Below are 12,797 nucleotides of genomic sequence, written 5' to 3'. Positions count from 1 at the left end.
GTCCTCGCCCCTAGGGGGTGGAACGGGAATGACCGGCGCGGTGGGGGCGCTATCGGGCGCCATCACGGCCTTCCAGGTGCGGGAAACCGCCACGACCTTTGTGGTCGAGCTGGCCAGTGATGTGCTGTTCGCCTTCGACAGTTCAGAGCTGTCGGCCGGCGCGCCTGAGCAATTGCGGCGCACTGCGGCCCTGGTGACCGCAGGCGACCAGAAGATCGAGGTGATCGGGCATACCGACTCCCTGGGCCAGGCGGACTACAATCTCGCCCTGTCCCTGCGCCGCGCCCAGGCTGTGGCCAGGTGGTTCTCAGAAAACGGCGGCGTGCCCGAGGATCGTCTGGCCGCGTCCGGGCGGGGTGCGGCCGAGCCGGTGGCGCCCAACCAGACCGCCAGCGGCGCGGATGATCCGGCGGGACGGGCCCTGAACCGCCGGGTGGTTGTGGTGATCCCCAAGCGCGCCGAATGAAGCGGCGCGATCAGGCGGCGTGATAGTCCCGCAGGCGAGCGATCTCGGCGGCCGAGCCCAGCATGACCGAGGCCCGTTGATGCAGGCTGGTCACCGGGGCGTCCAGGGTCGCGGCCTTTCCGTCGAAGGATGCGCCGCCGGCCTGTTCCACCAGCAGGGCCATGGGATTGGCCTCGTACATCAGGCGCAACTTCCCCGGCCGATCTGGCTCACGTTTGTCCCAGGGGTACATGAAGACGCCCCCGCGGCTCATCACCCGGTGGACGTCGGCGACCATGGAGGCCACCCAGCGCATGTTGAAGTCCTTGCCCCGGGCGCCTTCGACGCCGGCCAGGCACTCGTCCACATAGCGGCTAACGGGCGCCGCCCAGTGGCGGGTGTTGGCGGTGTTGATGGCGAATTCCCGGGTCTCGGCCGGGATGGTGATCTCGGCGGCGGTCATCACCCACTCGGCGCTGTCGGGGTCGAGGGTGAAGGCGCTGACGCCCGCGCCCAGGGTCAGGACCATCTGGGTCTGGGGGCCGTAGACGACGTAGCCGGCGGCGACCTGCCGGCGGCCGGGCTGCAGGAAGTCGGCCTCGACGACGGCGCGACCGGCGCTGTCGGCCGGTGTCGGCAGGATCGAGAAGATGGTGCCGATGGAGACATTGACGGCGATGTTGCTGGAGCCGTCGAGGGGATCGAACAGCAGCAGATAGCCGCCGTCGGCGCCCACCTGGCGCACGGGATGGATGGTGTCCATCTCCTCGGAGGCCATGGCGCAGAGGCCGGCGGCCCGCGCGCAGCCTTCCAGCAGGATGTCGTTGGAGAGCACGTCGAGCTTCTGCTGGACTTCTCCCTGGACGTTTTCGCGGCCGAGCGCGCCCATGGCCTGGCCCAGGGCGCCGCGGCGCACATGGGCGTTGATCGCCACACAACCGTCAGCCACGGCGAGGACCAGCTCACTCAGGCGCGGATCGACGGCGCCTCGGGAGAGGAAGGCGGCCAGATTGGTCGTGCTCACGTCACACCTCGGGATTGAACGGCCCCGGCGGGTATCGCGCCTGGACGGGGCTGTCTAGCCGTTCCCGGTCCGGGCGTCATAGCGCCGAAGCAGCTCGGCGGCGGCGCGCGCGGTCTCGGTCAGGGGCTCGTAGGTCCAGCTGTGGAAGGCGCCGCCGAAGGGCCGCGCGGCGCCCAGCCGCTCCAGCTCCTCGTGATAGAGGCGGAACTTGAGGCTCTCGCCCTCCATCTTCAAGATGAACACCGGCTTGCCGGTAGAGGCGGCCTCGGTGGTCATATTGGTGGATTCCTCGGTGACGAGGACATAGTCGGCCGCCGCCAGGAAGGCGAAATAGGGGTTCTCTCCCTGGCCGTCCCAGATCATTCCGGGAAGATGGCGCAGGCGGGCGGTGATCAGGGCCTTGGCGTCCTCTGGCGTGCGCCGGGAAAAGGTCACCATGACCGAGCCGCCCTCCTGGAGGATCGGCAGTTCGATCTCGTGGGCCATGGCCGCGGCCCGTTCCTGCGACAGGCCAAAGGCCTTGGACTTGCCGCCGATCAGCACCGCCACCCGGGGATGGGGCAGGGGCGCCAGGACGTTCTCAAAACGGGCGAAATCAGCCGCCAGCCGGTCTGGCGTGACCCGGTGCGGGGCGCCGATGATGGGCAGGACATTGTCGCCCTGCAGGCGGTCATGCTTGGGGGGAATGACCAGGTCGAAGGCGCCGGCGGGGACCCGGGGGTCCTGGAGCTGGACGACAAAGGTCTGGCCCTTGCTCCAGCGCCGCATCCGCAGGGACAGGGGCAGGGTGGCGCGGCCGGCGGCGATCCAGATGTCGGGCCAGGGCGGGGCGATGTCGGAACCGGGCGTAAGGCCTGGAAGGGGCGCCAGGTTCAGCCACCAGGGCAGGGCGCCCAGGCCGCCGCGCCAGCCGACCCGCTTTATGGTCAATTCGACGGGACGCAGGGCGCCCAGGGCCTCGACGAGGCCCAGGCCCTGGTTCTCGATTCCCGTCCGGCCGTCGGAGACGACCCAGACCCGGAGCGGCGTCTCGGTGGAGTCAGTCACAGTCACGTCCATCGCCGCGCCGGAAGGGCGCTGCGGCTATGGAAATGTCCGATCATTGCGGCGCCGGCGTGGCGGACCTAGATCCAGTCGACCCTGAGAAGCTCATAGGACCGCACGCCGCCTGGGGCGTTGACCTCGACCACATCACCGATCTCCTTGCCGATGATGGCGCGGGCGATGGGCGAGGAGATCGAAATCCGGCCAGCCTTCACATCGGCCTCGTGCTCGCCGACGATCTGGTAGCGAGCCTCTTCCTCGGTGTCCTCGTCGACGAGGGAGACCGTGGCGCCGAACTTCACCTGCTTGCCGGAGAGCTTCGAGACATCGATGACCTGCGCGCGGGCGAGCTTGTCCTCGATGTCGGCGATCTGGCCTTCGATCCAGCCTTGCCGCTCCTTGGCGGCATGATACTCAGCATTCTCCGACAGGTCGCCGTGCTCGCGAGCCTCGGAGATCGCAGCGATCACAGACGGCCGTTCGACCGTCTTCAAACGCTTCAGTTCTTCGTCGAGAGCCTGATAGCCCCCGGCGGTCATCGGGACTTTTTCCATGGCGGATGAGGACTCGGGTAGTGCGCCTAAGGGAATTCTCCGGCCGCGGGCGCCAACGTCCGGGGGGGAGACGATATGAGTGTGCGCTGCGAAACGCAAGGGGCGGCGGCGGGTTCAAAAACCCTCGCCCGGCCCAGACGGCCCGATCGGTCAGTCGCTCTCGCTGACGACGCAGCCGCGAAGTTCGGCCTCGTCGGGCGCCTCATAGGCCTTTTCGGAGAAGTGGAACATCTCCGGCGTCACCAGGAGCCGGAACCCCTCGCCGCTCACCTCCTGGCGTCCGAGCACCCGCTCGCGGCGGACCTCGGCCGGGGCGGTGACGAAGTGGAACTGTAGCGGAATCTCCACGGCCTCGGCGATCTGCGCCACGCGCTGGCGATCGCTGCGACGCATGAGCCCAAGATCCATCACCACCGAGGTTCCCGCCGCCAGGATGCCGGCGGCGGTCGACCAGATCTGCGCCTCGCAGCGATCGACCCGGTCCATCATCCACTCGAATTCCAGGGGCTCGGGCATGTCGGGGCCAAACAGCCGCCCCATCCAGTCGTCGATGGCGAAGCCCACCGCGGGCAGGCGACGGGCGAGGTCGCGGGCATAGGTGGACTTGCCGGCGCCCTGAGGGCCGAAGATCACATGCAGCGTGGCGGTCATGGCGGCGGCTTTAGCGGACCGAGAGGCCGCCGTCGATCACCAGTTCGGCCCCGGTGACATAGCGGCTCTCGCTGCTGGCCAGCCAGAGCACGGCGTCGGCGATGTCGGAGGGATCGCCCTTGAAGCCCAATGGTGTGGCGACGCTGGCCATGGCGTCGAGGCTGGCGGCCCGCTGGGGGCCGGCGTTGGCGCCGGGTCCGCCGGTTCCGATGATGGTGTCCCAGATCGGCGTCTCAATGATGCCGGGGTGGACGGAGTTCACCCTCACCTTGTCGCCGGCGCCGGCGCATTCCAGGGCCACAGCCTTGGTGAACAGGCGCACCGCGCCCTTGCTGGCGCAGTAGCCGGCGAGGGAGGCTGCGCCTTTCAGGCCAGCGACGGAGGACATGTTGATGATGCTGCCGCCTTCGCCGCTCTCACGCATCAGGGGAAGGCTGTGTTTCACACCGAGGAAGACGCCCTCGACATTGACCGCCATCTGCTTGCGGAAGTCAGCCAGGCTCATATCCAGCACCGAGCCGCCGAGGCCGATGCCGGCGTTGTTGACCAGGATGTCGAGGCGACCAAAGGCCTGACGCACATCGGCGATCACCTGGACCCACTGATCCTCATCGGTGACGTCCTGGTGGAGATAGGTCGCCTGTCCGCCGCGGCTGTTGATCTCTGCCGCCAGCGCAGCGCCGGTCTCGTCGGTCAGGTCCGTGAGGACGACCCGAGCGCCCTCCGCCGCCAGCCGCTCGGCGCAGGCGCGCCCGATGCCGCTCGCGGCCCCGGTCACCAGGGCTACCTTCCCGTCCACCCGTCCCGACATGATTTCTCTCCGTCCCTGTGCGTCTGACTGCGCTTTGGAACGGAATTAGCCCAGGCGCAGGGGTGAGGGAAGGCTCACCGCCTGAGCCGGGTGTGCGAATTCCAGGCCGAGCCTCGGCCGTGGGGAGCCAAGGCTCGCCTGGAGGCGCCTCGTCAGGTCACTGCATGTAGGTTGGGCTGCCCCCGGCCGTGAGCAGACCAAACAGCATGGCCCCCCCCAGCAGGACGATCAGTGCGACCACCATCAGGTCGGTCGCGCCCTCAAATTTCTGCAGCAGATGACGGCGCCTCGGCGGATGGGCGGTGTCGTGCCCTTCATCCATATGCATGGCGTGCTCCCTAAACAGTCTTCTGGTTGCGGGCCCAGGCCGTAGGGCCAGGGCTCGATGCCGGACTGCGACAGGCGTCACGGGAGACGCTGCATTGCGGGCGACCGCATAGTCTGAACTGGGCCGCCCGTAAGCGCCCGTGCCTGTCTTGAGTCAGGCGACTTGAAAAGCCTGCGCCTGACTCGGGGTCGCGTCAACTTCAACCGAACGGTGTTTTTGCCAAATGCGACAAAAACACGTCATTTTTGACATAAGCGGCGAAAACTGAGGGTGTTTGGGCCTCAGCCGTGAGCGTAACTTTGCAGGGGGCGCACATCCAGACTGTCCGTGGCGGTCGCCGCGATCGCCTGGGCGGCTGCAAGCGCGCCGGCGGCGGTGGTGAAGTAGGGGGTCTTCATCATCAGGGCCGTGCGGCGGATTTCGAAGGAGTCCGACAGGGACTGTTTGCCCTCGGTGGTGTTGAACACCAGCTTGACCTCGCCATTCTTCATCGCGTCGACGATGTGGGGACGACCCTCGAGGACCTTCTTGATGGACGCCACCTGCAGGCCCTGGGCGGTCAGATACTCAGACGTGCCGCTGGTGGCCAGGATGGTGAAGCCCTGAGCCAGCAGCAGGCGGACCGGCTCCAGGATCCAGGGCTTGTCGCTGTCCTTGACCGAGACGAAGACCGCGCCGGACTTGGGCAGGACCGTCCCGCCGCCCAGCTGGCTCTTGGCGAAGGCCCGGGCGAATGCGGCTGAAGAGTCGGGCTCCCCCTCGCGGCGCCAGTCCAGACCCATCACCTCGCCGGTGGAACGCATCTCCGGGCCCAGGACCGTGTCGACGCCCGCGAAGCGGGCGAAGGGGAAGACCGCTTCCTTGACGGCCACGTGGTCGTAGGGCGCCTCGACCAGGTCGAACTCCGACAGCTTGCGCCCGGCCATGATCTTGGCGGCGATGGCCGCCAGGGGCCGGCCGATGGTCTTGGCCACGAAAGGCACGGTGCGGCTGGCCCGAGGATTGACCTCCAGCACGTAGATGCGCGGGTTCTCGCTGTGCGGCTCCTCGATAGCGAACTGCACGTTCATCAGGCCGCGGACCTGCAGGGCGTGAGCCATGGCCTCGGTCTGGCGCTTGAGCTCGGCGATGGTCTCGGGCTTCAAGGAGAAGGGCGGCATGGAACAGGCGCTGTCGCCGGAATGGACGCCGGCTTCTTCGATGTGCTCCATCACCCCGGCGACAAAGACGGCCTCGCCGTCGCACAGGGCGTCCACGTCCACCTCGGTGGCTCGCGAGAGATACTGGTCGAGCAGGACGGGACTGTCGCCGGACACCTGCACGGCGTCGCGGACGTAGCGGGCCAGCTGCTCGTCGTCGCGGATGATCTCCATGGCCCGGCCGCCCAGCACGTAGGAGGGGCGGATGACCACCGGATAGCCGACCTGGTGGGCGGCCGTGAAGGCCTCCTCGTCAGAGCGCGCGATGGCGTTGATCGGCTGGGCGATCTTCAGGCGGTGCAGCAACTGCTGGAAGCGCTCACGATCCTCCGCCAGGTCGATGGCGTCCGGGGTGGTGCCCAGGATCGGAATGCCGGCGTCCTCAAGGGGCTTGGCCAGCTTCAGCGGCGTCTGGCCGCCGAACTGGACGATGACGCCCAGCAGGGTTCCCCGCGTGCGCTCGACCTCGATCAGTTCGAGCACGTCCTCGGCGGTGAGGGGCTCGAAGTACAGGCGGTCGGAGGTGTCGTAGTCGGTGGAGACGGTCTCGGGGTTGCAGTTGACCTTGATCGACTCCACCCCGATGTCGGCCAGGGCGAAGGCGGCGTGACAGCAGCAGTAGTCGAACTCGATTCCCTGGCCGATCCGGTTGGGACCGCCGCCGAGGATGATGGCTTTCTTGGCGTCAGACGGGTCGCTCTCGCACTCGGGGATCTGGCCGAGCGCGCCCGTCTCATAGGTCGAGTACATGTAGGGCGTTTCGGCGCGGAACTCGCCGGCGCAGGTGTCGATGCGCTTGAAGACCGGGCGCACACCCAGGCCGCGCCGCTGCTCGCGGACCTCGGCCTCGGTGGTGTGGCTCAGGGTCGCCAGACGGGCGTCAGAGAAGCCCTGGGCCTTCAGGGTCCGGAACGCCTCGGCCGAGCCGGGCAGGCCGTCGCGGGCGACCCGGGCCTCTTCGGCGACCAGGTGCTCGATCTGGCGGAGGAACCAGGGTTCGTAGGAACAGGCGGCGTTGACGTCTTCGACGCTCAGGCCGTGGCGGAAGGCCTGGGCGATGACCCGCAGCCGGTCCGGCGTCGGCTTGCCGAGGGCGCGGACAATGGCGGCATGACCCATCTCGGGGTCGCCGGCGTTTTCGATGGCGATCTCGTCGAGACCGGTCAGGCCGGTCTCCAGGCCCCGCAGGGCCTTTTGCAGGCTCTCGGCGAAGGTGCGGCCAATGGCCATGACCTCGCCCACCGACTTCATCGAGGTGGATAGCGTCGCCTCGGCGCCCGGATATTTCTCGAAGGCGAAGCGGGGGATCTTGGTGACCACATAGTCGATGGACGGCTCGAACGAGGCCGGCGTCGCGCCGGTGATGTCGTTCATCAGCTCATCAAGGGTGTAGCCGACGGCCAGGCGCGCGGCGACCTTGGCGATGGGGAAGCCGGTGGCCTTGGACGCGAGCGCCGAGGAGCGCGACACCCGGGGGTTCATCTCGATGACCACCATGCGGCCGTCAGCGGGATTGACCGCGAACTGCACGTTGGAGCCGCCGGTCTCGACGCCGATCTCCCGCAGCACCGCGATCGAGGCGCGGCGCATCCACTGATATTCCTTGTCGGTGAGGGTCAGGGCCGGGGCGACGGTGATGGAGTCGCCGGTATGGACGCCCATCGGGTCGATGTTCTCGATGGAGCAGACGATGATGCAATTGTCGGCCTTATCGCGGACGACCTCCATCTCGTACTCTTTCCAGCCGAGTACGCTCTCTTCGATGAGCACCTCGGTGGTGGGGGAGAGATCGAGACCACGCTCAACGATCTCGCGGAATTCCTCGACATTGTAGGCGATGCCGCCGCCGGTGCCGGCCAGGGTGAAGGACGGTCTGATGATCGCCGGCAGGCCGACGAAGTCCAGGCCCTCCAGGGCCTCGTCCATGGTGTGGGCGGCCTTGGACTTGGGGCTTTCCAGCCCGATGGCGTCCATGGCGTTGCGGAACTTCTGGCGGTCCTCAGCCTTGTCGATGACCTCGGCCCGGGCCCCGATCATCTCGACATTGTAGCGGGCCAGGGCGCCGGACGCCTCGAGGGCCAGCGCGGTGTTCAGGGCCGTCTGGCCACCCATGGTGGGCAACAGGGCGTCGGGGCGTTCCTTGGCGATGATCTTCTCGACCATCTCAGGGGTGATCGGCTCGATATAGGTCGCATCGGCCACATCGGGGTCGGTCATGATCGTGGCCGGGTTCGAATTGACCAGGATGATCCGGTAGCCCTCGGCCCGCAGGGCCTTGCAGGCCTGGACGCCGGAATAGTCGAACTCGCAGGCCTGGCCGATGACGATGGGGCCGGCGCCAATGATGAGGATCGAGGAGATGTCGGAGCGTTTGGGCATGTTTTTTCCGCGCGCAAGGACGGCCGCGCACATCAGCGCGCCCGACACCGGTCAGAATGCAGGTTAAGTCGCCCGTTTAGAGAGGGAGTCGGGAGCGTGCAAGCGCCGCCTTCACCGCGGGGGTTAACGGGGCTCGCTTGCTGTACGGGACGGTCCCCAAACCAAAGAAGGCCGGCGCTGGAGCGCCGGCCTTCTGGAAGGTTCTTGCATGAGGCCGTCGGGCCCGCGGGATCAGACCTGCAGGTTGGTCGCGGCCATCTTGCCGCTGCGGCGGTCGCGCTCCAACTCGAAGGTGATCTTGTCGCCTTCGTTGAGCGTGCGCAGGCCGGCGCGCTCAACGGCGGAGATGTGAACGAAAACGTCGGGGCCGCCCTCATCGGGGGTGATGAAGCCGAAGCCCTTCTGGCCGTTGAACCACTTTACGGTGCCGGTAGACATGGAAGGTATCAGTCCTTGGATAGGTCAGCCGCCCGCACACAGTTTCATGCGGGGGATCAAGGTCGGAAGGGGGGTGGCTGAGCGTGTCCGGGCCGGGAAATAGGCTGGAAAAGTCGACCGTGCCCTAGCGAGATTGACCTCAAAAATCTGGCCGAGTTTCGGATCGATCGCAAGTCGAATCACGGGCTTTTGCGAGCCTTCCGGCGTCCCGATTCGGGGCGCCTGGCCCGCCAAAATTTCTCCTGCAACGCGATCATGCCCTCGCCAGTTAGGAATAGCTGGGCTGGCCCGCTGCGTGCTACGGGGTCATGCGGGAGGACCATTATGAGAAAATTAACCCTTATCGGTCTGCTGGCGGCGACCTTGCCCGGACTGGCCTTCGCCGCGCCCAGCCCGCCCCGGGCCATGGACGCCGTCCAGACCTCGCCCCTCAGCCTCGCCCTGCCGCAGGATGACGAGCCTGGTCAGGGCGACAAGGTCCGCATGACGGTCGTCCAGGCGACCCTGGCGCCCGGAGAGAGCGTGCCCGACAACGCCCGAACGGCCTTGCGCTATATCTATGTGAAATCCGGCCGGCTGCAGGTGTCCAACCTGGTCACCGGCGATCGCCAGGACGTCGAGGCCGGCGAGTTCGCCGTGGAGGCGGCGGGGCAGTGGCACACGGGCAAGGCCATCGGCGTCGAGCCCGTCGAGATCCTTCTGATCGAACAGGCCCCAGCCGACCTCTGAGATATCGGGCCGAAAGGCCAGCCGAAGCCGGGATGCGGCGCCGATAGAGCCTTGCTCCCGCCCGGCTCCCCCGGCAGGTTGATGTCCGGCAGATTCTGCTGCCTTCATTTCGAAGAGACGCCGTGCCCGCTGTCACCGCCGACGACCTCTCCGCCTTGATGTCCCGGGTCGCCGTTGGCGATCGCGAGGCCCTGCGACAACTTTACCAGGCCACCTCCTCGAAGCTATTTGGCGTCTGCCTGCGTATCCTCTCCGACAAGGATGAGAGTGAGGACGTATTGCAGGAGGTCTATGTCACCATCTGGCGCCGCGCCGACCGGTTCGACCCGGCCCGGGCGAGCGTCATGACGTGGATTTCGACCATCGCCCGCAACCGCGCGATCGATCGCCTGCGCGCCCGTGGCCCCCTGGCCCGCGCGGACCAGATCGACGATATGGAAATCGCCGACGAGGCGCCCAGCGCCACGGCCCTGCTGGAATCGGCTGAACAGGTGGGCGCCCTGCAGCGCTGCCTGGCCGAACTGGACGACCGCACCGAAACGGCGATCCGCACCGCCTTCTTCGAGGGTGTGACCTATGAGGCCCTGGCGCAGCGGCTCGATACGCCGCTTGGCACGGTTAAGAGCTGGATTCGGCGGGGGCTGATGAAGCTGAAAGGGTGCCTGGAGCCATGAGCGATACGGGTCTTGAACTGACCGAAACCGAAGGGCTGGCGGCTGAACACGCCCTGGGCGTACTGACGGCGTCTGAGCGTGCGCAGGCCGAGCGCCGGATGGCCAGCGAGCCCGCCTTCGCGCAGGCCGTGGATGACTGGCGGCGGCGGATCGCGCCGCTGGCCGCCGAGGTCGCGCCGGTCCAGCCTTCCAATGAGGTCTGGCCGCGGATCGAGCGCGCCTTGCCCGTCAATGACAACAACCCCCAACTGGCGCGGCGCCTGGCCTTCTGGCGGAGCGCTACGGTGGGGGCCATGGGCCTGGCGGCCGCCAGCCTGATGGTGGCGGTCTATCTCGGCAATCGCCCGCCGGTGGTCATTCCGGCCCAGGCGCCTGCGGTCATGCCGATGCTGAACGCCAGCCTGAACACCGAGGGCGGACAGCCCCTGTTCGTGGCCTCCTATGATCCGGTTCGCCAGGCGCTGATCATCACCTCCCTGGTGCCGCCGGGAACAGATCCGCTGCATGTGCACCAAGTCTGGCTGATCCCGCCGGAGGATGGGGTGCCGCGCTCGCTGGGCATGGTGGAGCCGGGGACGGCCAAGACCGTTCCCCTGGACGCCTCAATCTCCGACCTGGCCCATGAGGGCACAGAGATCGCCGTCTCGGTGGAGCCGCTGGGCGGCTCGACTCAGGCCGGCCCCAGCGGACCGGTGGCCGCCATCGGCGCCCTGGGCCAGATCTGAGCCCTCAGCCGGCCTCGTCCATCATGCTGGCGAAGCGGTCAAACAGGTAGAGGGAGTCCGTGGGGCCAGGCGAGGCCTCCGGATGATGCTGGACCGAAAAGACCGGGCGATCCTTCAGGGCGATGCCGGCATTGGTCCCGTCGAACAGGGAGACGTGCGTCTCCACCACCGGGGCGGGCAGGCTGTCGCGATCGACGGTGAAGCCATGGTTCATCGAGACGATCTCCACCTTGCCGGTGGTCAGATCCTTGACCGGATGGTTGGCGCCATGGTGGCCCTGGTCCATCTTCACGGTGCGGGCGCCGAGCGCCAGGGACAGCATCTGGTGACCGAGGCAGATGCCGAACACCGGCACGCCGCTGTCCACCAGTTTGCGGATTTCCGGCACGGCGTAGGCGCCGGTGGCCGAGGGGTCGCCCGGGCCGTTGGACAACAGAATTCCCTGAGGCTTGCGGGCCAGGACGTCCTCAGCGGAGGTGGAAGCGGGCACGACGGTGGCCCGCGCGCCGACGCTGGTCAGGGCGCGCAGGATGTTGCGCTTGACCCCGTAGTCCATGACCACGACTTCGAACTTCGGCTCGGGCGCCGGCTGGGCATAGCCCTCGGGCCATGTCCACAGGCCTTCCCCATAGACGAAGGGCTGCAGGCAGGACGCGTCCTTGGCCAGGTCCAGGCCGACCAGGCCATTCCATTGGCGCGCCTTGGCCACCAGGGCCTCCAGGTCGAATCGGCCCTGGGGATCATGCGCGATCACGGCGTGGGGCATGCCGCGCTCGCGGATGCGGCGGGTCAGGGCCCGGGTGTCGACGCCGGCCAGACCAATGACCCCGCGACGGGCCATCCAGCTGGCCAGGTCCGAATTGGCCCGCCAGTTGGCCGGCGCCGTCGGAACGTCGCGAAAGATCGCGCCCCGGGCCGAGGTTTCGGCCGCGCCGGACATCTGCTCGACGTCCTCAAGATTGGTCCCGACATTGCCCACGTGAGGGAAGGTGAAGGCGATGATCTGCGCCATGTAGGAAGGGTCGGTGAGAATTTCCTGATAGCCGGTCATGGCGGTGTTGAAGCAGACCTCGCCCACCGCGTCGCCGATGGCTCCAACGCCGATCCCCTGCAGGATGGTCCCGTCGGCCAGGGCGAGCACGCCGGTCGCGCCGGAGAGAAGTTGGCTCGTCATGGGGGACTCCTATTAGGGGCGGGCTATGGTCGCAAAAAGGCGGGCGAGGGTGAACCCCGCCCGCCGTGCAAACGGCGGCGTAGGTACTCCAGTCCCACCGCCCGGGTCAATGCAAGGTGACCCCGCCGGCGCTTCAAACTAGGCTTTCGACCTATAAGGCGACCGAGCGCAAGGGGGATGCATGTCGAGGCCAGGCCATATCGATCCGGACCGCGAGGCCTGGGGGGCGTTCAAGTCGCTGCCTCGGGACCAGCCCATCCACATGCTGAACCTCGTTCGCCTGCGTCCTATAGCCGAATATCCGGTCGGTCACCCTGACCACGGCAAGGGTCTGACCGGGCTGCAGGCCTACCAGGCCTATGGCCGAACCACCGCCCACATCTTCAAGCGCCTGGGGGGATCGCAGGTCTGGGTGGGGGCGCCGCAGGTGACCCTGACGGGCCCGCAGGACGAGGCCTGGGACCTGGCCTTCATCGCCGCCTATCCCCATGCCGAAGCCTTCATCTCCATGGTCCGCGATCCGGAGTACCAGGGCCTGGTCGCGCACCGCACCGCCGGGGTGGCTGATTCCCGGCTGATCCGCATGGCGCCGGCCGAGCCTGGGGAAGGCTTCGGGGAATAG

The 12,797-nt window shown here is 67.5% G+C and carries 14 protein-coding genes; 5 read left to right on the top strand and 9 right to left on the bottom strand.

Features of this window, described 5'->3' with window-relative positions; genetic code table 11:
* Positions 1 to 28 precede the first annotated feature (28 nt).
* The gene (locus tag Q8K84_RS02010) at positions 29 to 466 is read left to right on the top strand and encodes an OmpA family protein (RefSeq protein WP_305280114.1); all 438 of its coding nucleotides are present in this window, start codon (positions 29 to 31) and stop codon (positions 464 to 466) included.
* A gap of 10 nt (positions 467 to 476) precedes the next feature.
* Here the strand turns inward: Q8K84_RS02010 and Q8K84_RS02005 are convergent, their stop codons facing one another.
* The 8 genes from Q8K84_RS02005 to Q8K84_RS01970 all read right to left on the bottom strand — a co-directional run bounded on the left by Q8K84_RS02005 (position 477) and on the right by Q8K84_RS01970 (position 8,873).
* Positions 477 to 1,469: a class 1 fructose-bisphosphatase gene (locus Q8K84_RS02005; protein WP_305280112.1), complete on the bottom strand. Its 993-nt coding sequence runs from the start codon at positions 1,467 to 1,469 to the stop codon at positions 477 to 479.
* Between the two features lie 54 nt (positions 1,470 to 1,523).
* Positions 1,524 to 2,528, bottom strand: coding sequence for a mitochondrial fission ELM1 family protein (locus Q8K84_RS02000; RefSeq protein WP_370867815.1), 1,005 nt, complete (start codon positions 2,526 to 2,528; stop codon positions 1,524 to 1,526).
* Between the two features lie 65 nt (positions 2,529 to 2,593).
* A complete protein-coding gene (greA, locus tag Q8K84_RS01995) occupies positions 2,594 to 3,067 on the bottom strand; it encodes a transcription elongation factor GreA (RefSeq protein ID WP_305280110.1) in 474 nt (157 codons plus the stop codon).
* Between the two features lie 150 nt (positions 3,068 to 3,217).
* The gene (locus Q8K84_RS01990; protein WP_305280107.1) at positions 3,218 to 3,718 is read right to left on the bottom strand and encodes an ATP-binding protein; all 501 of its coding nucleotides are present in this window, start codon (positions 3,716 to 3,718) and stop codon (positions 3,218 to 3,220) included.
* A 10-nt stretch (positions 3,719 to 3,728) separates the two neighbouring features.
* A complete protein-coding gene (locus tag Q8K84_RS01985; protein WP_305280106.1) occupies positions 3,729 to 4,529 on the bottom strand; it encodes a glucose 1-dehydrogenase in 801 nt (266 codons plus the stop codon).
* Positions 4,530 to 4,686: 157 nt separating this feature from the next.
* On the bottom strand, positions 4,687 to 4,857 hold the full coding sequence (locus Q8K84_RS01980; protein ID WP_305280105.1) for a hypothetical protein: 171 nt from the start codon (positions 4,855 to 4,857) through the stop codon (positions 4,687 to 4,689).
* A 281-nt stretch (positions 4,858 to 5,138) separates the two neighbouring features.
* On the bottom strand, positions 5,139 to 8,435 hold the full coding sequence (gene carB / locus Q8K84_RS01975; protein ID WP_305280104.1) for a carbamoyl-phosphate synthase large subunit: 3,297 nt from the start codon (positions 8,433 to 8,435) through the stop codon (positions 5,139 to 5,141).
* A 231-nt stretch (positions 8,436 to 8,666) separates the two neighbouring features.
* Positions 8,667 to 8,873 carry a cold-shock protein gene (locus Q8K84_RS01970; RefSeq protein ID WP_305280101.1) on the bottom strand — a complete coding sequence of 69 codons (207 nt, stop codon included), beginning with the start codon at positions 8,871 to 8,873 and terminating at the stop codon, positions 8,667 to 8,669.
* A 324-nt stretch (positions 8,874 to 9,197) separates the two neighbouring features.
* Here Q8K84_RS01970 and Q8K84_RS01965 point away from each other — a divergent pair, with 324 nt between their 5' ends.
* The 3 genes from Q8K84_RS01965 (at position 9,198) to Q8K84_RS01955 (ending at position 11,001) form a co-directional block, all read left to right on the top strand.
* On the top strand, positions 9,198 to 9,602 hold the full coding sequence (locus Q8K84_RS01965) for a cupin domain-containing protein (RefSeq protein WP_305280098.1): 405 nt from the start codon (positions 9,198 to 9,200) through the stop codon (positions 9,600 to 9,602).
* Positions 9,603 to 9,724: 122 nt separating this feature from the next.
* Positions 9,725 to 10,276: a sigma-70 family RNA polymerase sigma factor gene (locus Q8K84_RS01960; protein WP_305280095.1), complete on the top strand. Its 552-nt coding sequence runs from the start codon at positions 9,725 to 9,727 to the stop codon at positions 10,274 to 10,276.
* Complete coding sequence (locus Q8K84_RS01955; RefSeq protein WP_305280093.1) at positions 10,273 to 11,001, top strand: anti-sigma factor domain-containing protein; 729 nt, start codon at positions 10,273 to 10,275, stop codon at positions 10,999 to 11,001. The genes Q8K84_RS01960 and Q8K84_RS01955 overlap by 4 nt, the downstream gene beginning before the upstream one ends.
* Positions 11,002 to 11,005: 4 nt before the next feature.
* Here Q8K84_RS01955 and carA read toward each other — a convergent pair whose 3' ends face one another.
* A complete protein-coding gene (carA, locus tag Q8K84_RS01950; RefSeq protein ID WP_305280090.1) occupies positions 11,006 to 12,175 on the bottom strand; it encodes a glutamine-hydrolyzing carbamoyl-phosphate synthase small subunit in 1,170 nt (389 codons plus the stop codon).
* A 181-nt stretch (positions 12,176 to 12,356) separates the two neighbouring features.
* On the opposite strand from carA, the gene Q8K84_RS01945 reads away from it, so the two are divergent.
* Complete coding sequence (locus tag Q8K84_RS01945) at positions 12,357 to 12,797, top strand: DUF1330 domain-containing protein (RefSeq protein ID WP_305280088.1); 441 nt, start codon at positions 12,357 to 12,359, stop codon at positions 12,795 to 12,797.

This window comes from Phenylobacterium sp., from assembly GCF_030679875.1.
GTDB lineage: Bacteria > Pseudomonadota > Alphaproteobacteria > Caulobacterales > Caulobacteraceae > Phenylobacterium.
This window is presented reverse-complemented; position numbering and strand designations above follow the sequence as displayed.

Excerpts from the sequence above, each read along its gene's own strand:
- Q8K84_RS02010 (WP_305280114.1), top strand. The coding sequence starts at position 29 with ATGACCGGCGCGGTGGGGGCGCTATCGGGCGCCATCACGGCCTTCCAG.
- Q8K84_RS02000 (WP_370867815.1), bottom strand. The coding sequence starts at position 2,528 with ATGGACGTGACTGTGACTGACTCCACCGAGACGCCGCTCCGGGTCTGG.
- greA (WP_305280110.1), bottom strand. The coding sequence starts at position 3,067 with ATGGAAAAAGTCCCGATGACCGCCGGGGGCTATCAGGCTCTCGACGAA.
- Q8K84_RS01990 (WP_305280107.1), bottom strand. The coding sequence starts at position 3,718 with ATGACCGCCACGCTGCATGTGATCTTCGGCCCTCAGGGCGCCGGCAAG.
- Q8K84_RS01985 (WP_305280106.1), bottom strand. The coding sequence starts at position 4,529 with ATGTCGGGACGGGTGGACGGGAAGGTAGCCCTGGTGACCGGGGCCGCG.
- Q8K84_RS01980 (WP_305280105.1), bottom strand. The coding sequence starts at position 4,857 with ATGCATATGGATGAAGGGCACGACACCGCCCATCCGCCGAGGCGCCGT.
- carB (WP_305280104.1), bottom strand. The coding sequence starts at position 8,435 with ATGCCCAAACGCTCCGACATCTCCTCGATCCTCATCATTGGCGCCGGC.
- Q8K84_RS01970 (WP_305280101.1), bottom strand. The coding sequence starts at position 8,873 with ATGTCTACCGGCACCGTAAAGTGGTTCAACGGCCAGAAGGGCTTCGGC.
- Q8K84_RS01965 (WP_305280098.1), top strand. The coding sequence starts at position 9,198 with ATGAGAAAATTAACCCTTATCGGTCTGCTGGCGGCGACCTTGCCCGGA.
- Q8K84_RS01955 (WP_305280093.1), top strand. The coding sequence starts at position 10,273 with ATGAGCGATACGGGTCTTGAACTGACCGAAACCGAAGGGCTGGCGGCT.
- carA (WP_305280090.1), bottom strand. The coding sequence starts at position 12,175 with ATGACGAGCCAACTTCTCTCCGGCGCGACCGGCGTGCTCGCCCTGGCC.
- Q8K84_RS01945 (WP_305280088.1), top strand. The coding sequence starts at position 12,357 with ATGTCGAGGCCAGGCCATATCGATCCGGACCGCGAGGCCTGGGGGGCG.